This window comes from Brumicola pallidula DSM 14239 = ACAM 615, assembly GCF_000428905.1.
GTDB classification, from domain to species: domain Bacteria; phylum Pseudomonadota; class Gammaproteobacteria; order Enterobacterales; family Alteromonadaceae; genus Glaciecola; species Glaciecola pallidula.
Genome location: NZ_AUAV01000008.1, coordinates 64,278 through 87,878 on the forward strand (window position 1 = coordinate 64,278; position 23,601 = coordinate 87,878).

General features: G+C 41.7%; 14 protein-coding genes and 4 pseudogenes. 10 read left to right on the forward strand and 8 right to left on the reverse strand.

Annotated elements, in window-relative coordinates; all coding sequences use genetic code 11:
- Nucleotides 1–5: 5 nt before the first annotated feature.
- From G399_RS0101900 to G399_RS0101910, 3 genes are read right to left on the reverse strand one after another with little or no spacing between them, the layout of a single operon-like run.
- Nucleotides 6–1,292, reverse strand: coding sequence for a TRAP transporter large permease (locus G399_RS0101900; RefSeq protein WP_006014145.1), 1,287 nt, complete (start codon nt 1,290–1,292; stop codon nt 6–8).
- Between the two features lies 1 nt (nt 1,293).
- On the reverse strand, nt 1,294–1,848 hold the full coding sequence (locus G399_RS0101905) for a TRAP transporter small permease (protein WP_006014147.1): 555 nt from the start codon (nt 1,846–1,848) through the stop codon (nt 1,294–1,296).
- A gap of 45 nt (nt 1,849–1,893) precedes the next feature.
- Entirely contained in the window at nt 1,894–3,987 is a 2,094-nt protein-coding gene (locus G399_RS0101910; RefSeq protein WP_006014149.1) for a glycoside hydrolase family 31 protein, read from the reverse strand.
- A gap of 366 nt (nt 3,988–4,353) precedes the next feature.
- On the opposite strand from G399_RS0101910, the gene G399_RS0101915 reads away from it, so the two are divergent.
- From G399_RS0101915 to G399_RS0101940, 6 genes are all read left to right on the forward strand, one after another.
- Nucleotides 4,354–5,103: a GntR family transcriptional regulator gene (locus G399_RS0101915; RefSeq protein WP_006014151.1), complete on the forward strand. Its 750-nt coding sequence runs from the start codon at nt 4,354–4,356 to the stop codon at nt 5,101–5,103.
- Between the two features lie 96 nt (nt 5,104–5,199).
- The gene (locus G399_RS0101920) at nt 5,200–6,468 is read left to right on the forward strand and encodes a serine hydrolase domain-containing protein (RefSeq protein ID WP_026843360.1); all 1,269 of its coding nucleotides are present in this window, start codon (nt 5,200–5,202) and stop codon (nt 6,466–6,468) included.
- Nucleotides 6,469–6,813: 345 nt separating this feature from the next.
- Entirely contained in the window at nt 6,814–7,779 is a 966-nt protein-coding gene (locus G399_RS0101925; RefSeq protein ID WP_006014155.1) for an aldo/keto reductase, read from the forward strand.
- A 5-nt stretch (nt 7,780–7,784) separates the two neighbouring features.
- On the forward strand, nt 7,785–8,774 hold the full coding sequence (locus G399_RS0101930; protein ID WP_085949256.1) for a TauD/TfdA family dioxygenase: 990 nt from the start codon (nt 7,785–7,787) through the stop codon (nt 8,772–8,774).
- Between the two features lie 4 nt (nt 8,775–8,778).
- Complete coding sequence (locus tag G399_RS0101935) at nt 8,779–9,780, forward strand: YeiH family protein (RefSeq protein WP_006014159.1); 1,002 nt, start codon at nt 8,779–8,781, stop codon at nt 9,778–9,780.
- Between the two features lie 253 nt (nt 9,781–10,033).
- Complete coding sequence (locus G399_RS0101940; RefSeq protein ID WP_006014161.1) at nt 10,034–11,587, forward strand: leucyl aminopeptidase family protein; 1,554 nt, start codon at nt 10,034–10,036, stop codon at nt 11,585–11,587.
- Between the two features lie 199 nt (nt 11,588–11,786).
- Here the strand turns inward: G399_RS0101940 and G399_RS0101945 are convergent, their stop codons facing one another.
- Both G399_RS0101945 and G399_RS19960 read right to left on the reverse strand, forming a co-directional pair.
- Complete coding sequence (locus tag G399_RS0101945; RefSeq protein WP_006014165.1) at nt 11,787–14,393, reverse strand: TonB-dependent receptor plug domain-containing protein; 2,607 nt, start codon at nt 14,391–14,393, stop codon at nt 11,787–11,789.
- Nucleotides 14,394–14,641: 248 nt separating this feature from the next.
- Nucleotides 14,642–15,226: pseudogene (locus tag G399_RS19960) on the reverse strand (IS6 family transposase); the annotation flags it as partial.
- 446 nt (nt 15,227–15,672) lie between these two features.
- Between G399_RS19960 and G399_RS0101955 the strand changes: the two are divergent.
- From G399_RS0101955 to G399_RS0101965, 3 genes are read left to right on the forward strand one after another with little or no spacing between them, the layout of a single operon-like run.
- Complete coding sequence (locus G399_RS0101955; protein ID WP_006014171.1) at nt 15,673–16,002, forward strand: hypothetical protein; 330 nt, start codon at nt 15,673–15,675, stop codon at nt 16,000–16,002.
- A complete protein-coding gene (locus G399_RS0101960) occupies nt 15,995–16,351 on the forward strand; it encodes a HipA N-terminal domain-containing protein (RefSeq protein ID WP_006014173.1) in 357 nt (118 codons plus the stop codon). Before G399_RS0101955 ends, G399_RS0101960 begins: the two co-directional genes overlap by 8 nt.
- On the forward strand, nt 16,348–17,364 hold the full coding sequence (locus tag G399_RS0101965) for a HipA domain-containing protein (RefSeq protein ID WP_006014175.1): 1,017 nt from the start codon (nt 16,348–16,350) through the stop codon (nt 17,362–17,364). Before G399_RS0101960 ends, G399_RS0101965 begins: the two co-directional genes overlap by 4 nt.
- Nucleotides 17,365–17,587: 223 nt before the next feature.
- Here G399_RS0101965 and G399_RS21445 read toward each other — a convergent pair.
- A pseudogene (locus G399_RS21445) lies at nt 17,588–17,804 on the reverse strand (transposase); the annotation flags it as partial.
- A 6-nt stretch (nt 17,805–17,810) separates the two neighbouring features.
- A pseudogene (locus tag G399_RS19965) lies at nt 17,811–18,338 on the reverse strand (IS6 family transposase); the annotation flags it as partial.
- A gap of 546 nt (nt 18,339–18,884) precedes the next feature.
- On the opposite strand from G399_RS19965, the pseudogene G399_RS19970 reads away from it, so the two are divergent.
- Nucleotides 18,885–21,701 (forward strand): annotated as a pseudogene (locus G399_RS19970) (type I restriction endonuclease subunit R); the annotation flags it as partial.
- 80 nt (nt 21,702–21,781) lie between these two features.
- On the opposite strand, the gene G399_RS0101980 reads toward G399_RS19970, so the two are convergent.
- Nucleotides 21,782–23,530 carry a retron Ec67 family RNA-directed DNA polymerase/endonuclease gene (locus tag G399_RS0101980; RefSeq protein WP_006014183.1) on the reverse strand — a complete coding sequence of 583 codons (1,749 nt, stop codon included), beginning with the start codon at nt 23,528–23,530 and terminating at the stop codon, nt 21,782–21,784.
- Nucleotides 23,531–23,601: the final 71 nt, after the last annotated feature.

Consider the following 23,601-nt stretch of genomic DNA (forward strand, 5'->3'; position numbering starts at 1 on the left):
GATCCTTAGGCAAATCCAAATAAGCGAGGAAGGGTCATAGTGACCGCAGGAAAATACGTGATAATGAATATAACAATGGCCTCAACAGCTAAAAATGGGAGCATTTCTAAGGCGATATTCTCGGTTTTTTCGCCCGATACCGAAGCGGCCACAAATAACACTAACCCCATTGGTGGTGTGGCTAAGCCCACCGTTAAGTTTACGCACATTATAACCGCAAAATGCAGGGGATCGATGCCTAGTGAGATAAAGATAGGCGCAAGCACCGGCCCTAAAATTAGAATGGCTGGACCAGCGTCGAGAAACATGCCAATAGCGAACAAGAATAGATTGATGATTAGAAGCAGCAACAACACGTTTGAGGTGATACCTATTATATTTGCAGCTAATGAATCGGCTAAGCCTGAGACAGTGATGATCCAAGCAAAGGTTACAGCGGAGCCGACCAATAATAAAATAGTGCCAGACTGAACTGCGGCATTGACTAAAATTGCAGGTAACTGGCTAATGCGCAGTGTGTTGGTGATAAATAAAGTAACAATAAATGCATAGCCTACCGCCACAGCAGCGGCTTCGGTGGGGGTAAATACGCCAGCAATAATTCCACCTAATAAGATGATAGGCGTTAATAATGGTAAAAAAGATACCTTAAAAGCAGACCCGCGCTCGGCCCATGACGCTTTTTTGTTAGCGATTGGGTAATTACGTTTTTTGGCTATACGATTGGTTACTATCATTAAGCCAACACATATCATTAGTCCGGGTAATATACCTGCCAAGAACATGCCTGCAACGGATACATTCATAATAAATGCATATAAAATCATAATTCCGGAGGGCGGAATAATAGGTCCTATTACGGAAGATGCCGCCGTAACAGCAGCGGCAAACCGGCGGCTATAGCCATTTTGTTCCATTGCGGGGATCAACATTTTTCCTAGCGCTGATGTATCTGCTACTGCAGAGCCCGACAAACCCGCAAACAGCACTGACGAGAGTATATTAACTTGTGCTAAGCCACCGCGGTAGTGTCCAATAAGACTTTGGCAAAAGCGCACAATAGATTGCGTGATCCCGCCTTGATTCATCAACTCACCAGCAAGTATAAAAAAGGGCACTGCCATTAGAGGAAAGGAATTCATTCCTGAAAATAATCGGTTTAACAGGGCAGAGAAAAACACCTCGTTGCCATCAATCATTAAGCTCACGCCGGGGCCTACCAGTAGAGCAAACACAACGGGCGTTCCGGCAGTAAGTAAGAGAATGAATATCCAAATATAACTTAACGACATACTATTGTGCTCCCTGCTTTGAGTCTGCACTATTGGGTGTGCCGCCATGATGAGGGATCAGTGGTGAACTGAGTTGTTGAATGATCCTTTCAACGCCTACTAAAAACAGCGAGCCAAAAGCAAAGGGCATACAAAGGTAAAAAAACCATAATTTAACCTGCACAGAAGCGGCTGTGATAGTCATGCCTCCGGCAACAAAACTGATGCTCTGCACAAAAAATATTGCGCTAATAAGCATAATGAGGATCGTAATTATTATTTCAGCAATTCGTTTTGGTAATACGGGTAAAGCATCGTGGAACATTTCAATAGACACATTTAAATGCTCTCTATAAGCCCAAGGGGAGACCAAACAGGCAATCCATACCATCGCAAATTTAGAAAGCTCTTCGGTCCAGGTTAATGAGTCGTTTAACACATAGCGAAAAACAACTTGTGCTAAAATCATGACCACCATTAGCGCTAATAAAAAACCGGCAAGGTACTTAGCACTTCTTGCAATGTGGAAATTAAGAACACCTAAAACGGTATTCAACTGTATGATAAATGACATCATGAAACGCTTATTCCTGTTGGCATCGTATTATTAATATATTCTGACCTACTGGTTAATATCATGATCTGGCCAATGCGGTAGGTTGTCAGTATGTTCGTAGTCGACGGTAAGCATTTCAACGTTTTCTACGTTTACACCAATCGGGATGGAATGATGCTCAGGAACAAATACCGCTATCTCATCCAGCTCAAGTGTGAGTTCGAGCACCTGATGGCCCGCGTATTTTTGTTTATTTGGAAAACGTGTCCAATTACCTTGAGGTAAATAAACGTCTACTCTTCCCTCTGGATTAGTGCAGGGGGCGACCAACAGGCTATCCCCAAACATAAATTGTAACTCGAACGAATGGGCAAGGCGTTGGTCTGGAAATGCGAGTGCCATTGCTCGCATAACAGGTAAGCCTGATTTGCTCGACTGCTTCATCGTGTTATAAATGTACGGCATGAGTTGGTAGCGTAGTTTGATCGCTTTATTGGCTGCATTTTCAGCATCGGTGGCATAACTCCACGGCTCGCGCTGACCAATACCGTGTAATCTTATGTGTGCTGAAAACACAGCAGCTTGAGTCCATCGAGCGAACAAGATCGAGTCGCGTGTATCTTTGTAAAATCCGCCCACGTCGGTGGCAAAGAAAGGTGCACCAGACATACCCCATGACAACGCGCCTCGAATACTGCCTATCAATCCACCCCAATCTGCCTGAGGATCTCCGCCCCATTGGCTGGGAAAACGTTGTGAGCCGGTCCATGCTGAGCGGCTGAATAAAAATGGACCGGTTTTACTATATTTTTCTGCTGCCTCATAAACACAACGGTTGTAAAGCAAACTATAGACATTGTGTAGTCTATTGCCACTATCTCCATTATGCGCAAGCATGTTGTCGTCTTCAACTTGCTCTCCAAAATCGGCTTTTATCATGTCAACGCCTAAATCAAACAAAGGCTTGTGCGATGTAAGCCAAAATTGATACGCCTCAGGGTGAGTAAAATCAACTATTCCTGATTCAGGGAGAGGTGTTAACACCTCCGCAAACGCACTCGTATCCCATTTGTAACGATAAGCTTCGCCGGTTCTCTTGTCTTTCAGTAACCAACCTTTACGCGCCATTTCATCAAACAATTTGTTTTGTACAGAAACCAATGGGTATTCCCAAATACACACCTTAAAGTTTTGTTCTTTTAATGCATCTATAACGGCGGCGGGATTATCAAAGCGTTTGGGATCCCATTCAAATGCAAATCGAGTATCGGTGTCTTGCCAAGCTCTGCCATCTAAGGTGATCACATCACAAGGCAGGTGATTGTCGCGCACCGCTTTGGCTGTTGCCAATAATTCAGGAACGTCTTTGTAATAGGCTTTGGAAAGGATTAGGCCCAGACTCCATAATGGCGGTACGGGCGAGCGACCCGTTAAATGGGTATATTGCTCAATAATTTGTGCACCGTTTTCACCGTCTAGTAGAAAAATATCAAGGGCTTGATCTTCAATTAGCACGGAGTAACCGCGCTGCGACCAAGCAGCATAACCAACAGCATGCGTTACTGGTGAGGGTGTATGCACAAAAAGCCCCCAGCCTTTAGGGCTCCACGCAAACGGTGTGTTTTTATATGAAATTTCAGCATTCACGCCCAAAGCATCGTGGTTATAAGACCTAATTAATTGCCCACGTTTATTTAATCCAGACCACTTTTCACCTAAACCATAAACGGCTTCTTCCGCACCCAAATCAATACTAAATAGCCAGCCTTGCGGTGTTTTTGCCATGGGGGGTAATCTGAATTGGCGCACAAAGTGACCGTCGTTAGGTGTTTTTTGTTTGATTTCACCCGATTTTTTCCATTCGAATGCGAAAGGTCTATGTTGTATTTCAATGCTATGATTTTGAGCGATAATTTGAGTATGTGTTGAACTTGATGTAATCGAGGCTGCAAAAACCGACGGCTGATTTACCAGTATGCCGTAATCGTTGACCGTAAATTGATGTTCATTTTGAATTCTGACACCCATTTCGCTAATACTTAATGTTAGCTCACCGTGATTGGTCTGGATCAATACCTCTCCGCTGGGTAATAATTGACATTTACCGGTAATTTCAGTTTGTGCAACACTGTTCCAGTCGGGAGTAGAAAGTTCAAACATGTTGTTCAAATCCTTTGTAGTAAATGATGAATAAGTAAGTTTAGTATTAGTCAGTTGTTATGTGACATGAAAATAGAATATTTAAACGACGATTGTGTTGCCTCATTACTTATCTAATGAGTTAACTTTCCCTGTCTTATATAAGACATAAGTTATTATAATGTTAAATTGTTGTCAATTACGTTCTGTGTTTAAAATAATGATTACATTTATTAGATGCGATAACGATGAGGTTTTGCAACGACATTGTGCGACGATATTAGGCCATCTAATATGCCCTCTAAGGCAGTATTAACATAAGAAAGCTTGATATTTATGTACTATTAATATTATTCTCATCAATAATTTCATTTTTTTAGTGAATTTATGAAGAACAATAGATTTGATAATAAGCTCAGTCAAACCGGAGTCGTATTTCAGCCTCTGTACACGCAAGTTGAAAACCACGTTAAGCAGCTAATTGTTGAGCAGCGCTGGAAGCCCGGTGAAATGTTGCCCAATGAATTTCAATTGGCTGAAGAACTTGGAGTGAGTCAAGGAACCGTGCGTAAGGCGTTAAATGGATTAACTAGCGCCAAAATACTCAGCAGACGCCAAGGGGTGGGAACGTTTGTGTCAGAGCACACAAATCAGGATAGTTTGTATCGTTATTATCCGATTATTTGTGACGGCAAAGCACCAGAGCTTCCTAAAGCTGAGCTTTTGTCATTGGAATTGATAAAGGTACCTAAAAATGTACTTGCTGCATTTGGCACTGAAGGGAATATGAAGGTATTTGAGGTGTTGAGGCGCAGGATCCTAAATAATGAATTTTGTATATTTGAAAAAATATACTTACCACATACCTATTTTAAAGCATTAGAGGGAACCCAAGAGCTGCCCCATACCCTTTATCATTTCTATCAAACTCAATTTAACCTTACAGTTCAAGCAACGACTGACAGAATTAAAGCGGATATTGCTACCGCAGAAGATGCAAGATTACTGGGGGTCAAAAAAGGCGATGCTCTTTTAGAAGTGCAGCGCATAGCACATTCGCTTGATGGAAAAGCTATTGAGTTTAGAATTAGCCGTTGTAGAAGTGACAATTATCATTATTTAGTAGAGTCGACGTGAGTTGTCGAGCTAAGTAATAATGCCATATTTTATAATATTAGTTAAAAAAGCAGCTATTGTTGACCTTATCAACATCATCGTTGCAGAGAGATCAGAATGAAATTATATGTCTTACTAGTAAGCAGCATTTTATTGACCGCGTGTTCTACGGTGCAAAAAGAACAAACATCTACGATGGATAACAACGTAAATATCCAAGGTTTATCGCAACAGCGTCTTGGTAAAATTGATAGCGCGATGCAAAAGTATACGAAAACTGGCAAGCTCGCCGGTACCGTAACGCTTGTTGCTCGGGATCAAAAAATTGTCCATTTGTCGGCAAATGGTAAGCGAGATCTTGAACGTGGAGAAGAGATGACCACGGATACTATCTTTCGCATATATTCTATGACGAAGCCAATTACTGCGGTCGCGGCCCTTACCTTATGGGAACAAGGTAAATTCCACATGTATGATCCTATTGAAAAATACTTACCAGAATTAGCTGGGCTCAAAGTCTATGCCGGTGGTGAGGCCGAGAACATTCAACTAGAAGCCGCTAAAAGTCCGATACGTATCATTGATTTATTTTTACACACTGCTGGGTTTTCATACGGGTTCACAAACAGTGCCGTTGACAAACTATACAAAGCGTTACCCCCTTTGTCCAACGCAGACAGCTTAGATACTGTGTTAAAACGCATTGCCACATTACCGTTAAATCACCAACCCGGCACTCAATGGCACTATGGTATAAATACCGATATTATTGGTTTTTTGATTGAGCGTATTAGCGGTATGAAGCTTGGCGAATATATGCAGAAAGTGATTTTTACCCCCTTAAAAATGACGGATACAGCTTTTTATGTTCCTCCCAATAAAGTTGACAGGCTCGCTCAAATATATGGTCCCGGAAAAAATGGCGAAATAAGCGTGCTTGATTCACCGCCAGTAGGTGATTTTTTATCAGATCCTTCTGTGCATAATGGTGGTGGTGGTTTGGTGTCGACTATTAGTGACTACTACATATTTACGCAAATGTTGTTAAATGGCGGCGAGTATAGAGGGCAAAGAATATTAGGCCGCAAAACGGTCGACTACTTAAGCTCTAATCATTTACCTGCAAACTTAATTCCCTTTTCACCTACTTCTCATGGAGAAGGTTATGCTTTGGCCATGTCGGTTACCGTTGATAGCGGCGACGCATTGCTTATGGGTTCAGACGGTGATTACGGATGGGGCGGTGCAGCATCAACTTATTTTAGAATAGATCCTAAAGAAAATATGATTGTGATCATGATGTCACAGTTCGTCCCTTCTGCTTTTTATCCTATTAGGCACGACTTTAAAAATACGGTTTATCAGTCATTGATAGATGAGCAGTAAGGTGTTCATTTTTTTAAATTGACGATATTTTCACAGGCGTGGCGCCACCCAAGTCAGTCTGCCAGTGCCTGGCTATTTTCAAGGTTGTTTAGTCACGCGAAAACTGTTTTTAGCGACGTATGGTGAAGTCCTTTAAGTACAGCGTAGCCTGCGTTTTCCTCCAGCAGTCTATCATATAGTTACGATTACTTAGCCGGAAATTCATCAGATCCAATTGTTTTTAGCCGTAAGTCAGTAAATTAAATTTAGTGACTCATTTAAGCGTTCGTATTGACAAAATTTGAACAGTACCTTAACTTATATCTTATATAAGACCTAACGAAAGAAAGTAAGGGGGTATTTAAGATGATATCAGGCAATAAAGTTATCCCAAGTATGGGTTTCGGATTGTGGAAAATTTCTCAAGATGACTGCGCAACAGCGGTTTATAATGCAATAAAAGAAGGTTATCGCCATTTGGATAGCGCATCTGACTACGGTAACGAAAAGCAAGTAGGAGAGGGCATTAAGCTCGCTATTGAAGATGGTTTATGTTCGCGCGAAGATTTATGGGTAACGTCTAAGCTGTGGAATTCGTTTCATGCTAAAGAGCATGTCGAGCTGGCATTGCAAAAAAGTTTGGACGATTTACAGCTAGATTATCTAGATCTTTATTTAATTCATTTTCCTATTGCCTCTAAGTTCATACCTATTGAAACTCGTTATCCACCAGAGTGGATAGCCGATCCAGATGGGCCAAATCCACGTCTTGAATTAGCGCCAGTGCCTCTTATGGAAACTTGGCAAGCAATGGAAGCGGTTTACGAGAAAGGGTTAGCAAAACAAATTGGTGTTTGTAATTACAATAGCGGCTTACTGCATGACCTAATGTCGTATGCCAAAATAAAACCCAGCATGTTACAGATTGAATCACACCCGTATTTAACCCAAGAAAAACTGATCCGTTTAGCTAAACAATACAATATGGCAGTGACGGCATTTTCACCCTTAGGCGCGCTTTCATATTTAGAACTAGATATGGCAGGTGCGGCAGAGTCGGTGATCGAGCAAAAAATTGTGAAAAAAGCAGCCCTACGTACAGGGAAAACAGCTGCGCAGGTTGTATTACGATGGGGTGTGCAGCGCGGCACAGCGATTATTTCAAAAACGACACAGCCCGAAAGGTTAATTGAAAATATTGATATTTTTGACTTTGAGCTAAACGAAGAAGAAATGACTGCTATTTCTGCATTGAATATTAATCGTCGTTTTAACGACCCTGGCGACTTTTGCGAAGCAGCCTTTAATACTTTTAATCCCATTTACGATTAGGAAAACTGATGAAAACAGCAATAAACTATGCAGAAGTACCCCATCAACTCCAGTGCGGAGATTCTGTTTTCCCAAGAGTGATTGTGAACGATGGTAGTGTCACCAACTTAAGTGAATGTGAACGTTGGATTAATGACAATATTGACGTCTTAGAGGGTGCGTTAAAAAGTTCTGGTGCAATATTGTTTCGTGGTTTCCCAGTAAATTCGGCAGAAACCTTCGATACTTTTTCAAATGCGTTTGCTTACCCTAACTTTACATATAAAGAGTCCTTATCAAATGCCGTGAGGATCAACTTTACGGAACGCGTTTTTACCGCTAATGAGGCGCCAAAGGAAGTTGAAATATATTTACATCACGAAATGGCGCAAACGCCCATATCGCCTAGTAAGATCTTCTTCTTTTGTAAAAGTGCAGCCAATGAAGGGGGTGCTACACCTCTTTGTCGTTCAGACATGTTATTTGCAGAGCTACTCAAGCGAGCCCCCGAGGTTGCTCAAGAATTCGCATCAAAAGGGCTAAAGTATACAACACATATGCCTGCTGAAGACGATCTTCGTAGTGGTCAAGGACGGAGTTGGATGAGTACGCTTAGTGTAGAATCAAAAGAGCAGGCTGAGCACAAACTCGCGGAACTTAAATATAGCTGGAAATGGATGCCTGATGGCAGTTTAAAAGCGACAACACCGGTGCTGCCTGCCGTTGTTGATTTAGGCAACGGTGTTAAGGTTTTTTATAACCAACTTATTGCTGCTTATATGGGGTGGAAAGGCGTAAAAGAAAACCCAGCGAGCGCTATAACGTTTGGCGATGGTAGTCATATTCCAGTCGCAGCATTAGAGCTCGTTACTTCTATCGCAGAACAATTTACTTTTGACTTACCTTGGCAGGATGGCGACGTCGCTTTGGTCGACAATTACATGGCCATGCATGGCCGTAAACCTTATTCAGGTGAGCGTAAGCGAGAAGTACTTGTTGCACTTGCGATGAATTAGTCAATTGTCTATTAAAGTCAGTAAATTTGAAGCCATAACTGTTCTTCTGCCGGGTATCGTTATTTCTGTCGTAGTCGGTTTGGCCGCGCTTTTTTTAAGCAGTCACTATGGCGCTCCAGCGATGCTGTTTGCCTTGCTCTTGGGTATCGCTATGTCCTTTATTTATGAGGACTCTAAGTGCAAAGCAGGTATTGAATTTACTGCCTGCCATATACTGCGTATTGGCGTCGCGCTATTAGGCTTGCGGATCGCTTTTGGTGATCTTGCCGCAATGGGCTGGAAAACCGGAATTTTGCTTGTTGTAGCAGTGGTAAGCACCATTTTTGTCGGCATATTGCTAGCAAAGGTTTTTGGCTTAAATAAACGTTTTGGTTTACTAACGGGTGGGTCGGTCGGAATTTGTGGCGCGTCTGCCGCCATGGCTATTTCGGCTGTGCTTCCTCAAAGCCCAGAAAACGACCGCGATACGCTGTTAACGATAATTGGCGTAACCTCACTTTCTACTATCGCCATGGTGGTATATCCCATTGTCGCCGCATATTTGCAACTAAACGAAACCCAAACCAGTATTTTTTTGGGGGCAACCATACATGACGTCGCGCAAGTGGTCGGTGCCGGCTACTCAGTTTCAGAACAAACAGGGGATCTAGCTACCCTAACAAAGCTAGTGCGAGTGGCATTTTTAATGCCCGTGGTAATGTGTATCTTACTTGTGCTTAAGCTCAATCTTGACAGTGATAGAAATGCAAAGCCGCCTGGGGTCCCCGCTTTTTTACTCGCGTTTACCGTGCTTATGGCTATCAACAGCTTGGTGAGTTTGCCGCAAGTGATCACCGACTCAGCGACTGATATTTCGCGTTTTTCTTTAGTTATTTCTATCGCTGCAATTGGGATGAAATCAAATCTACGTAAGATACTGGTTGTTGGTATTAAACCTATATTGTTACTCGTTATCGAAACGCTGTGGATTGCCGCCCTTATATTACTATGTCTACCTTATCTTTGAATAAGTGCTTGTCGTTAAAGACATGCTCATTCGTCCCTGCGCCTAAAATACGTCAACAAACGAGTGGACTCCTCCTCCTTTAACTAAGCTAACTCTCTCATATCATTCCACAACAGTAGTTAGCATAAAATAAACAAATAATATTTAATATCATCGAGAAAAACGATGTTTAGTGTAACTTTAACAGTATTTAATTACTGACTATAAACCTATAAGATTAATTTTATTTTGATAAATAGGTATATAACGCAACATGAAATTTAAACACTTAGCACTGCTTTCAATCGCCATGGTCGGATTTAGCACTCCTCTCTTGGCAACCTCTTCCTTTGACTTTGCCACTTCAGCTTCTGCGGATAAAAAAAGTCATGTGGTATTTATCAATGACGTTAACAATTTGGATGGCATATCACAAATTTTAGCCCAAGGCTCAGTTGATCAATTAAGTAAACTGATAGAGCTCAATAAATTTACCGCGGAAAAAGGTAACACACTGCATTTGCAGATGATTGGTGCAGCAGAATCGCTGTTGCTTGTTGGCACTTATGACAAAGACGGATTAAGTGCACCGGAGCTGCAAGATTTAGGGGGTAAAATAGCCAGCTCGTTAAATTCAACGGAAGAAATGCTTGATATAGCTGTGCATGTTCAAAATTTAGAAACCACTGAAACGCTTCCAAGTGCACACATCGCTTACGGTTATCATCTAAGACATTATAGTTTCGACCGCTATAAAACAAAAAAGAGTGAAGGTAAGTCCGACGTGTTGCTAGTCAATGGCAGTGCTGATGATGCTACGAATGCCGCAAATTTATATCACTCTGATTTGGCATTCATAGCAAAAGGTGTGCATTTAACTCGTGACTTGGCAACTGAACCGGGTAAAAACATGTATCCCCAGGCCTTTGTTGACGTAGTGAAAGCTAAATTCAAAGGGATCAAAAATGTAGATATAGATGTGCTTGATATGCGCGATATTAAAAAGTTAAAAATGGGCGCTTTAGAAGGTGTAGGGTTAGGCTCTATTAATGATCCTCGTTTATTAGTGATCAATTATCGTGGCTCACAAAAGACAGACGCTCCTATCGCACTTGTTGGTAAAGGAATTACATTTGATACAGGTGGTATCAGTATAAAGCCGAATACTGGCATGTGGGCCATGAAGTCAGATTTGTCGGGAGCTGCAGCAGTTGCAGGCACCCTTTATGCTAGTGCTCAACGTGGCGAAAACATCAACTTGATTGGGTTTATGCCACTGGCTGAAAATATGCCAAGCCAAGATGCAATTCGCCCCGGGGATGTGCTAGAAACCATGAAAGGCGTGAGTATTGAAGTTATCAGTACCGATGCAGAAGGGCGTTTAATCCTAGCTGATGCAGTCTATTATGCTCAGCAAAAATATAAACCTAAAATGTTGTTGAATATAGCCACATTAACAGGCTCTGCCGGTAGAGCATTGGGTGATGAATACGCTGCGGTCATTACCAGAGATTTTGAGTTATCCAAACAAATGATGGACGTTGGTGAGCGCTCAGGAGAATTGGTATGGCCCTTACCTTTGCATGCTAACCATTTTAAACAGATAGAATCACCCATTGCTGATATTAAAAATTCAGGTGCGGGTAACCCGGGTGCAAGCATCGGCGCTGCTGTTGTGGCTACTTTTATTGATGAAGACTTGCCGTGGGTGCATCTAGATATTGCTAGTGTCGATTGGCTGGAAGCTGATATTGATGTTGCACCAAAAGGCAGCCAAGGTTGGGGTGTTCGATTTATGGATCAGTTAGTTAGAGATCATGCTGAATAGACGTATTTCGAATGTAGGCTAGAGTATCACGGGTATTGAAACATATTCGTGATGGACGCTATTTTCCTTACTTAGCGGTCAATAAAAAAGGCGTCATAATGACGCCTTTTTATTTATTGCATATACTTTCGGCAAAAGTTTCTAGTAAATATTCATTGCACACAGCTGTCGCTACAGTGCAAATTCTACCTTTGACTACTTAAAACTTATAAGTAGCCTGGACATACGCAAATCTTCCCTGTGCATTATGCACCGATGATACATAACCTGCAGAAGAGCTATAAGAAAACGGTGGTTCTTCGTTTAACAGATTGGTCGCACCTAGCGTTAGTATAGTATTTTTTATACCCGCATAATTAACCGTTGTATCAACTGAAACAAAGGCGTCAATATCGGGCGCTATTGAACCGTCGGTTCGAGTTCGCACAGGTTGATCTTCTTTAAATTCACCCACATAGTTAATCGCAAAGTTTGCACTCCAATCGTCTTTTATCCATAGGGTAGATGCTGTCCAGCGAACTTCTGGTTGTTCAAACCCTCCTTCCTCTGCAAAGAGACGATCGCCAGTACGAATATCTTCATAGTTCAATACGTAGTTCAAGACATAATTGAATTTGAAGTCGCCCATATCAGATGACATTCTGTACATTATATCAAGGTCTAAACCCGACGTTTTAAGATCGAATAAATTCTCAAAACGGTCAAAAATAACCACGACTTGACCTGGATCGTTTGCTAGCCCTGTTGGTATACGTTGAACAACCGATTGATTACTCCCCTGCGTGGTAAATACGAACTGAGTGTCTTTACCAATAACATTTTCAATGTCGTAACTGTAATAATCTAAAGAAAAGTCAATATCTTCGGTAACTTCATAAATAACACCCAGATTATAACTTTTAGACTCTTCTGGCCCTAAATCCGGGTTACCAGCCAATTGCGCCGTGTATTCAAAAAGTTCACAGGCTTGATCAACGTTGCCTATCGCATCACATCGTACGGTATCCACTAAGTTTGGTGATTCGTCTGTTCGACCTAAGCCAATTTGACTCAAAGAAGGCGCGCGAAATGCGGTTCCATATGAGCCTCGGATAGATAACTCATCCATAGGTGTCCAAATAAAAGCCACTTTAGGGTCGGTAGTGGTGCCAAAATCACTGTAGTCTTCGTGACGCACGGCCACTTGAACATTGAGTGTTTCAGTGACAGGGATTGCAAGCTCAGCGAAAATAGACGTATTGTCACGTTCACCGTTTGCCTGTGTTGCTTCTGTACCAAATACATCACCACGAATGAACTGATCGTCTGGATTATCACTAATGGTTTCTTCACGATACTCAGCGCCAACCGCCAGCATTACTTGGCCTGATGACATTTCCATGACAGGACCCGATACCATGCCATCAAAAGACTTACTGGTAGACTTACCATATCGAGTGGTTTGAGTTTCTATATAATCAAGCGCTTCTTGACTGTTCGAAGAGGGCTCAAAGGGATTCCACAACCCACTGTCTATGGCTTCTTGCGTTCGACGAGAGTTTGGAAAACCATTTACCCCACGTTCAATCGAATCACTTTTTATGTAGCTGTAAGCGGCTTCATAGTCCCAATTGTTAAATTCACCTTGGAAGCCAAAAACGCTGCGATAATAATCTGAATCGACCCGTTTTTCACGGTCACCAATTTCGACTAAACGACGACGCATGGTCAAATCTTGCTGATAAAATTCACTTTGTTCGTCATCGGCAAATGGATGGTTTACATTATCAGCCGACATCAACAGCTCATTAAAGCTTGGGCTGGCTGCCCCTCTAATGGTGGTTTTTGAATTTTGTCCGTTTAATTCAATGAATGCGCGCAGCGTGCCGTTAATTTCAAAATTACCCATGTACATGAAACTTACCCGTTCCGATGCAGGCACCTCTGAACTCATCGGTGCAAAATCGTAACGACACAACGTGCCTGTTATATCTTCTGCAGGACAAACGTCATTGCCAAAGGTATCGGGCACCCGAATAGAGTTGTTTGATTCAAGTGCGATAGTGCCTGGAAAACCTGAAGAGCTTCTGCCGTCTCCTGCGTATGGGTCATTAGGTCTCAACGCGGTTTGATTGGCAGAGCTAGTATAATATCTGTCTGCGCCAAGTATTTCTTCACGATCGAAATAATCTACAACAAAAGTATGACTGGCTTTTTCTGAGCTACTACCAAACAATAGGCTGGTATTCGTCTCTTTACCGCCACCATCAGCGGTATCGCCAACTTTTGTAGAAAGTTCTAAGCCGTCATAGTCATCTTTTAATATGATATTAATAACGCCTGCAATTGCGTCAGAACCATAGGTAGCCGATGCACCGTCTTTCAATATATCTACCCGTTTAATGGCAGCTATTGGGATGTTATTGATATCAACAAAGGCGGTGTCTATTGCGTTCGCGAAAGGGGAAACAGAAATACGACGACCATTCACAAGAATGAGGGTTGAATCTGCACCCAAGCCTCGTAATGATACGCTTGAACCACCGTTAGCCGTTCCATCGCTACTGTTACCCTGAGTTGAAAATGTGCCTTGCCCGGCAGCGGGCAGTTTCGTGAATAAGCCGATTAAATCGGTTACGCCCGCGTTAGCAATATCCTGAGAAGTTAACGAAGTAACCGGTGACGGCCCTTCCATATCAGTTCTTTTAATATGCGAACCAGTTACTTTGATGCGTTCAATTGGACTTTCGTCGATTTGAGCATGAGTAGACATACTGCTTGAAATAGCAGCAGCTAAGAGTGTGAGTTTGATTTTACTGTGTTTCATGCTTTTTTCCCTGATAGATTTTTATTTTAATCAGGAATTGAAGTCTGCTATAACAGCTACTTCAATCCCTCTAAAGTCGAGCCGTTAATTATGTGTTGCAGATGAAAATTACTGTAATTAAATTAAAAAATCAATTAAAAAATCAATATTAGTTGCTCGTAAAAAAACGCGTCTACCGAATGAAAGGGCACTATTAACTTATCGAATTAAGATGATAATAACAACTTTTCAGTAGCTCATGCCAAATTCTAGACGCAACTAACCCTAGTCCATTCACTAAATGCTCGTTCACGGAGTATCCTGTCATTATCGGCTTGCATTTTATGGCGGCCAAGCCTAAACAGATTATTTACAATGCCATGACACGTTAAAAATCGTTGTGCTTGGCCTTGTGATTTAAACCGCCGCATTTGCGGTTCTTGTTGTCTACCCGGCTGGTGAGACAATTCACAGCGATTGTTTTTGTATTGTTGGGTTGAATGAGCAACGCTGGGCATAACTTCCCTTCTCACAGCCGAATAACTGCGCAATTTATCGGTGACTATCTTTAATGGCGTTGCCTGCTGGCCCTTCAATAACTTTTTAAAGAACTTCATTGCGGTCTTTTTGTTTCTGCGTTTTTGAACCAAAATATCAAGCTCATCACCATCTTGATCGACAGCTCGCCAAAGGTAATGCAAAACACCATTGATCTTAATAAATACCTCATCCAAGTACCACATATCACCGAGTTGACCGCGCTTCTTCCTGATCTGACTACAATATTGATTGCCGAACTTTATGCACCAATTTCTAACGGTCTCGTAACTTACGCTGGTCCCTCTGGCGGCCAATTCACACTAGATGAAAATACGGGCAAGTCATTTTTTGTTGATCCCGAAAAACAAAAAAACGAAATTGAGGGCGTAATTAAAGCCAAGATAAATGAACAAAATAAAAGAAATCGTAGACTAAAAGATCGAAGAAGTGGCCACGCGATACGCCGTAGGTTTAGAGGTGAAACTGGCACATTGCCTAGAAAAAGATTGTCACAGAGAAAATATGATGAATTGGTCAAATGAGATAAATTTGACGACTTTAAATGCCAACAGTGTGATACCAGCGACTGTTTTAGAATGAATGGTCCATTCGTCTATTGCGCTGAATAACCAAGTGCAGGTTGCTTTTGTGTAACAATGTGCGGCATTCTACAAACATATTTGTTATTACATATTGCATGCCACGCTACATTTAGTTATTGTTGTATTTAATAAGACTTTACCCAAACGCAGAGTGAATTATGTCGACAGATAACAATGTTAAAAGATTGCTAGCAAACTATGAGGCTCAAACATTTAGCGCCTTGTCTGAGCTTCAGCGCAAACTCATCGCTGCAATGGATCAGCGTGACACGCTAGGTGATATCCACCAGATCGGTAAAATAGCGAAAGGATACAAACAAACTAATAAATCGAGCAATGAAACGCTCGCCTTACTTAGTGGTGTGACTTCCAATACCATATCAACCATGACGAGTGACCCAACTAACTCAAAGGTATCCACTGTCCTTGCACTACTTGATATCATGGGCATGACACTGACTATTTCACGTAAATCTGCTGATGAGTAATATAAGTCGACAAGGGCGTGTCTTTGCCAATGGCAAGCTGGCAGGTCTATTAACTGAATACAAAGAAACAACCGGCGCACAAAGTTATACGTTTGAGTACGACGGTGATTATATCATTCAAAGTGGCACGCCTATAGGCTATCACTTTCCCCTAACGAATGAGCCTTATGTGCATGATGTGCTGTCCCCATTTTTCACCAACTTAGTCTCTGAAGGTTGGGTAAGGGTCTTTCAAGCAAGCAAAGCACGATTAGATAAACGCGATGATTTTGGATTGCTACTGGCCAATGGTGGCGATCTGATTGGCGCAATATCAGTTCAGCCCAACAACAAGGATATGCAGCAATGAGCCAACGACTGGGCACGATATCTTTAAGCCCAAAAGGGAATGAGTCGCCTTATAGCAGCTACTTCCTCAAAACCATGTTTGGTATTAGCCAACTTCCTAAGAATGGCCTTCGCGTGCAAGGTGACGCACAAACGTTTAATGATTTAGCGCCTGAATATACAGAGGGCAATTCCGTGTCTGGTGCTCAAAAAAAATTATTAATGTCGTTGGTGAATGGGGTGCTGGTGCCAGTTAAGAAAAACGGGCAATTCATTGTTAAACCCGCTCCAGATGATTTTCCTCATCTACCGGAAAACGAACATTGTATTATGCAACTTGCCAAGGTTATTGGCTTTGATGTTGCGCAAAATGCACTTGTACCCTTTGAAAATGGTGAGTTGGCCTATTTAACCAAACGCTTTGACAGATTAAAGGACGCAAAGCGTCTTTTCATCGAAGATGCGGCCAGTCTATGTTTGGTCGCGCCTGTCAATAAAGGCAGTGATGCATTGTCTTATGAATTTACGCTCAATACGCTGTTCACAGTTAGCGGTCAAAATCGTGGCGTGACATTAAATGGCTTTAGGCAAGTGCTATTCGCTTATATCGTGGGCAACAATGACTTACACCTAAAGAATCTTTCTTTATTCAGGAAACCAAATTCACAGTCGCATTACATGACAAATTTTACGCCTGTTTACGATGTGTTATCAGTCGCCCCCTACCCGAAGTACTATGGCGATGACTTGTCGTTAAGTTTACTTAATAGTGAATTGGAAGCGGTGTTTTCTGAGGCATACGAACAATACGGTTACTATACCGGCTATGACTTTATTAAATTTGGTCAACAAATAGGACTTTCTAATTCCGCAACGAAAAAGCTAATCAAGCAGCTTTGTAGCAAAGTAGAGAATGCATATGAATACATCATCAATGCATCGCAATGCCCTGATGATATGAAGCGCGTGATAAAATTACACATAGCAGAGAAGCTTGGGCGGTTGTCACGCCCATACCCTGTGAATTTGGTATAGGCGTTTCCCCCAGGATTTATTTGCGTGTTAGAGCTCTCTAACGCTACGCTGTTCATCCGCAATCATGCCATCAATGGCTGCATTCAAATCAAGCCCTTTATCCATATATGACTGCCGAATCAAGGGGGCAGAACACTTGAAAACCGGCTATTGACTAAAAGTCAGCTATCAGGAAATTTTTGATTTTAACCAAGACTACTCAATAAGGTGTCCGAGTCTTCTAACATTTATAAACTATACGCACCCATTTGTAGGCTAATGCCCTAACCGCAGTCTGGTGAGACTTACCTTTGGCCATTTCGTTCGGTCACGGGGAATAGTCCAGCGTATTTCTGTATCTCTTGAGCACTGTTAAATCGGCTTCTGTCTTCACCAATGGCGGCTAATAGCCTGGGTGCTAAACATGGGCCTGTGCCTGGCAGTGACTTGAATAACTCTGCAATAGCTTATGCCAAATTGTGGACGCAACTAACCCTAGTCCATTCACAAAATGCCCGTTCACGGAGTATCCTGTAATTACGAGCTTTCATGTGATGACGGCCAAGCCTAAACAGATTACTTACAATGCCATGACACGCTAAAAATCGTTGAGCTTGCCCTGGTGATTTGAACCGTCGCATTTTCCGCTCTTGTCGCCTACCAGGCTGATGAGACAATTCACAGCGGTTGTTTTCATATTGCTCTGTACAAAGAGCTATACTGGGTATAATTTCACTTTTCGCAGCCGAATAACTTCTCAATTTATCGGTGACGATCTTCAACGGCGTTGCCTGCTGGCCCTTCAATAACTTTCTAAAGAACTTTATGGCAGCCTTTTTGTTGCGATGTTTTTGAACGCGAATATCCAGCTCATCTTCATCTTGATCGACTGCTCGCCAAAGATAATGTAGGTCACCATTTATCTTTACAAATACTTCATCCAAGTACCACGTGCCACTCAGTTGGCCGCGCTTCTTCCTGATCTGACTACAATGTAGCGATAACCCGCATACACTTTGGTATTTTTCATGCCCTAATTGTCTCACAGTTACTGGTGTCTGCGTAAACTTGACAATACCGCTGCAACGCCTCAACGACCTGCACGGATCGGGGGCGTTACAGACCTTAATGAGTCGTTTACCACAACAACGTGATAGCCAATTAAGCTATGTGGAGGCTGCTACGCTCAGCATCTTAATTGATAAAAGCGCGTAACTCGCGCAGGTACAATACGTAATCAAAAATTGTGCAAACACATTACCTACATGTAACACAGTGCAGGTCAAAAATTCCCATTTGCGTGTAAAAATTATAGGGCTACTCGCTTTAATTGTGACAAGTACACTGACTGGCTGATAAAAATAATTAACATTATCAATATCTTAAGAATTTATTAAATGCTTACTTGCCTTGGCATTATTTATGCAAAACGAATGAAAACGGAGCCACTATGAAATAAAAATGACTGCTTGTTTTAGTCGTCCTAACGCCGCGGGCCACAAAATTTTTGGCAGCCGCGATCCAAACATTGTGGATATTAATTCTTGGTGGTAAACCAGTTCACCCTTATTGGAAATAAAGGCAATCGCCGTCCTGATGTGCTTGTTTTCATCAATGGCTTGCCAGTTTCACTACTAGAGCTCAAAAATCCAGCCGACAGCAAAGCGGATATATGGTCGGCCTATCAACAAATACAAACTTATAAAGAGCAAATTCCTGACCTCTTTGCGTTTAACCAAGCATTGGTAGTAAGCGATGGCCTAAATGCCCGTGTGGGCTCATTAACAGCGAATAAAGAACGCTTTATGGCATGGCGAACCGTTAACGATGAACATGACAGGCCGTTGTTTGAATATGCGCTAGAAACTTTAGTCAAAGGTTTTTATAAACCAGAATTATTTTTAGATTACATTCATCACTTTATTTTGTTTGAGCAAGCGGGTGATGCGACGATCAAGAAGATTGCTGGTTATCACCAGTTTCATGCAGTGCGTGAAGCAGTAAGAGCGACTGTAATTGCCTCACAAGGCGAGAGCAGCTTATCAGAACCGCGAGCAAACTATGCCAACAAAGTTGTTCCAGGCTCAGGTAAAGCAGGGGTTGTTTGGCATACACAGGGTTCAGGTAAATCTATCTCTATGGTGTGTTATGCAGGCAAATTACTTGCTCAATCGGAAATGAATAACCCGACGATTGTGGTTGTAACCGGTCGTAATGATTTGGATGGACAGCTTTTTGATACCTTTGGAATGGCAGCGGAAACACTCAAACAAATTCCTGTTCAAGCTGAAGACAGGGATGATTTGCGCGAAATTTTATCCTCACGTCAATCAGGAGGTATTGTTTTCACCACAGTTCAAAAGTTCGCATTGCTGGGGGATGAAACCGCTCATCCTGTTTTAAGTAAACGTAAAAACATTGTGGTAGTCAGCGATGAAGCACACCGCAGTCAGTATGGTGATAAAGCCAAGTTTAATACCAAAACAGGTAAATATACCTTTGGTTACTCTAAACATATGCGTGATGCATTGCCCGCTGCCTCTTTCATCGGTTTCACCGGTACTCCAATAGATTCGGCGGATAAAGATACCCGAGCAGTATTTGGTGATTACGTTTCCATTTACGATATTCAGGATGCCGTTGATGATGGCGCAACCGTGCCTATTTATTATGAGTCGCGCTTAGCTAAGTTGGATATTAACGAAGCGGAACTAGAAGCGCTGAATGATGAAATTGATGAAGTCATCGAAGATGAAGAAAATACCGCAGTTAGAGAAAGTACTAAATCGAAATGGGCGGCCTTAGAAAAGCTAGTTGGCAGTGAGCCTCGTGTCACGCTGGTGGGAAGTGATCTGGTTCAGCATTTTGAAAGCCGAATTGAAACGATGCCTGGCAAGGCGATGGCCGTATGTATGAGTCGTGAAATATGCGTCGATTTATACAATGCAATAGTGGCTATTAAGCCTGACTGGCATGACCTAGATCCAACAAAGGGTGCTATCAAGGTAGTAATGACAGGCGCAGCCTCAGATAAAGCTAAGTTACAACCGCACATATACAACAAAGAAACTAAGAAACTTTTTGAAAAACGCTTTAAGGATGTAAACGATCCGCTGCAAGTGGTAATTGTTCGCGACATGTGGCTAACCGGATTTGATGCGCCTAATTGTCATACTATGTATATCGATAAGCCAATGAAAGGTCATAACCTAATGCAAGCGATTGCAAGGGTAAATCGGGTGTTTAAAGATAAGCCCGGCGGTTTGGTAGTAGATTACATAGGCATCGCCAATGAATTGAAACAAGCATTAAAAACCTATACTGGTTCAAATGGTAAAGGTAAGCCGACTCACAATACTCATGAGGCTTATGCCATTTTACTTGAGAAAATAGATGTGGTTAGAAGCATGTTCTCTTCACCGGGAGCTAACGGTTCAGGTTTCGATTACAGCGGCTACGAGGAGAATGCATTACAGCTTTTACCCGGCGCAATGAACCATGTTTTGGGTTTAAAAGGTCAAAACGGTGAACTCGATGGCAAGAAGCGTTTTCTTGACGTAATGGCTGCTATTAGCAAAGCCTACACACTTTGCGGAACAATGGATGAAGTAGAATCATATAAAAAGGAGATAGCCTTTCTTGGTGCGGTGAAGAATGCGATTAGTAAATTTACCACTATCGATAAACGTCGAACCGATGAAGAAAAGAACTCAGCGCTTAAGCAGATCATAGACAATGCGATTATTGCTGATGGTGTGGACGATATATTTAATTTAGTTGGTCTAGACAAACCCAATATAGGCTTATTGTCTCCTGAATTTATGGAAGACGTAGCCAATCTGAAGGAAAAAAATTTAGCCGTCGATTTGCTAGAGCGACTGCTGCGTGACGAGATTAAAGCTCGTATGAAGACCGATGTAGTATCTGAAAAGAAATATTCGGAACGCATTCAAGAAACACTGCGCAAATATCATAACCGTGCGATTGAAACGGCTCAGGTTATCGAAGAACTCATCAAAATGGCCAAAGAAATGGCTGAAGACGAAGAGCTCGCGGCTAATTCTGGCTTAGACGCGGATGAAATTGCTTTTTATCGTGCATTAATTCAAAACGAATCGGCCGTTAGAGAGCTTGGTGACAACAACCTTCGTGAATTGGCCAAACATGTAACAACACAGTTGCGTAAAAGCACGACTATAGACTGGCAAGTAAGAGACAGCGTTAGAGCAAAACTACGAAACCTAGTGCGCCGTGCACTGCGCAAGTGGAAGTATCCACCAGACAAGGCCGATGAAGCGATTGAGTTGTGTTTGAAGCAAGCTGAGGCGTTGAGTGAGCATTGGAGTAATGGTAGCTGAACATAGCTTGTCAAGATAACCGGCTAAATACGCTACGAGTTGGGAATTTTAAAACTTAGCTTTACTTGTACAAGCGCAAATCATAAAGTTTCATAGTGTTGTATTACCTTCTCTACTTCTTCAAACAAATGATTAAATTTATCAAAGTTGATATTGTTTTTATCTGAACGAACAATCTTGGTAGAAAATATATGTTTTCCATAGTGTTTAGCGTTGTCAAAATGTTCAGCTGTCGAGAATGTTTTTCCACCAACTTTTCTAGCTAACGTTGCCTTATCAAATAAATCTTCCATCGCCGAGTCTTTTCCTCCAGCCTTAAGGGGTGTCAAAATTAGATACAGGTTGTGGAATATATGAATAAAACCACTATTTTTTAACGTTGCTTTGTCATTAGGACATGATTTAACCTTATTTACTAGGTGATTTAATAGCACATTAGGGCCGTCATCATTATCAAGTATTAAAATTACTGGATTTATAGCTTTTTTGTCTTCAAATTGTTTTAAATCATTCGCATACCTTTGAACAAATCTGACAAAAGGTGTTGCGCCGTCACCTATGTCTAGTAGGTACATCGTTTTACGATTTAAATGTGGAAACTTAAGCTTTGGCTTATAAGGACCCGTCGCAGTTTTTGCGGTGACTAAATTGGGATAGGTTCCTTGAAGTATGCTAAGTGCGCTTTTTAAGTATACGTTATCGGTCTTACCTTCAGTTAAGATTGTTGGGTACTCATTTGCAAAAAAATGTTTATAGTGTAGAAATCTACCGTAGACTACTTCTCGTGAATTTAGCTTCCCACGAAAACCATTCAAACCGCTGTGCACCCTAGGTTCAAATTTTGACGCGGGATGTTTCTTATTTGCGAGGTTATTAAAAAAATCAACCGAATCGATAAAAGTTAACCTGCCCTCTAGCTCTGAAACTAATCCATCTCTATGTGTTCCGTCTTGTTGTGGAATATGGAATTTTCCATTCTTGAATAACGAATGAGCCATTGCTCTCGTCAATCGCCAATACTCAGATTTAACACTTACTTTTTTATTTACGACCAATCCCGTTGCTTCTTGCCTAGAATCTTTAAATTGTAACCTAGTCTTTCTAGGATTTACTGAAAACCCTGCACGCCTTATCTCCCCTAGTAACTTTGACCCCAACGTTAGGTTTTCGTCGTCTTTTATTATAGCAACAGGAAAAGCACTTTTTCTGGTAGAAAATGTTATGTCGTCTGCATATCGGGTATATGAGCAACCACTTCTTTTAGCTAAAGTTGACAGTTTTATATCAAGACTACTAGTAATTAAATTCGCTATAGCAGGTGAACAGGGACTGCCTTGAGGGAGTTTATTTTCAAAACATGCTATTTGCGCTAACACTGTGGCAATGTGAGGATGTAGCTTGAAGTGTTTATTAGCAATGAAATAGCCACGGACTCTACCGAAATTGAAACTACCAAAAAAGTCTTCTAAATCTAAATTTAAAATATTTTTCTTATTGCTATGGACTCGAGCGTTAGTAATGATAGATCTTTCGCGTTCAAAGCCATGAGAAAGCGTACATTCGACCTTGTTATCGACATGTATGACCGCTTTGCAATCTAAAAGTAAATCCGACAATCTACGCTGTATATCTTTTAATTCACTAGAGGGCGCGGAAATACTTCTAGCTCCCCCTGATTTTTTTGGTATTTTGAATTGATGATAGTGTGTACTTACACCTGGCTTGTATACAACTCTTGTAAGAAAGGCTGCAGGAATACCCAAAATTGATGCTAATTCAGGTTTCGTTTGGGCCTTTTTAAGTAATAAGTAGTTTCTTCTATGAATCACATTTTACTCATTTCATTTATTGTAAAAGTGCTCACATGCACTCTTACGCGCGGCTGGCAAGTACTTCAGGA

Coding starts and splice junctions, on each gene's coding strand:
- G399_RS0101965 (WP_006014175.1), top strand. CDS start 16,348: ATGAGCCAACGACTGGGCACGATATCTTTAAGCCCAAAAGGGAATGAG.
- G399_RS0101910 (WP_006014149.1), bottom strand. CDS start 3,987: ATGTTTGAACTTTCTACTCCCGACTGGAACAGTGTTGCACAAACTGAA.
- G399_RS0101940 (WP_006014161.1), top strand. CDS start 10,034: ATGAAATTTAAACACTTAGCACTGCTTTCAATCGCCATGGTCGGATTT.
- G399_RS0101925 (WP_006014155.1), top strand. CDS start 6,814: ATGATATCAGGCAATAAAGTTATCCCAAGTATGGGTTTCGGATTGTGG.
- G399_RS0101960 (WP_006014173.1), top strand. CDS start 15,995: ATGAGTAATATAAGTCGACAAGGGCGTGTCTTTGCCAATGGCAAGCTG.
- G399_RS0101920 (WP_026843360.1), top strand. CDS start 5,200: ATGAAATTATATGTCTTACTAGTAAGCAGCATTTTATTGACCGCGTGT.
- G399_RS0101905 (WP_006014147.1), bottom strand. CDS start 1,848: ATGATGTCATTTATCATACAGTTGAATACCGTTTTAGGTGTTCTTAAT.
- G399_RS0101900 (WP_006014145.1), bottom strand. CDS start 1,292: ATGTCGTTAAGTTATATTTGGATATTCATTCTCTTACTTACTGCCGGA.
- G399_RS0101955 (WP_006014171.1), top strand. CDS start 15,673: ATGTCGACAGATAACAATGTTAAAAGATTGCTAGCAAACTATGAGGCT.
- G399_RS0101915 (WP_006014151.1), top strand. CDS start 4,354: ATGAAGAACAATAGATTTGATAATAAGCTCAGTCAAACCGGAGTCGTA.
- G399_RS0101945 (WP_006014165.1), bottom strand. CDS start 14,393: ATGAAACACAGTAAAATCAAACTCACACTCTTAGCTGCTGCTATTTCA.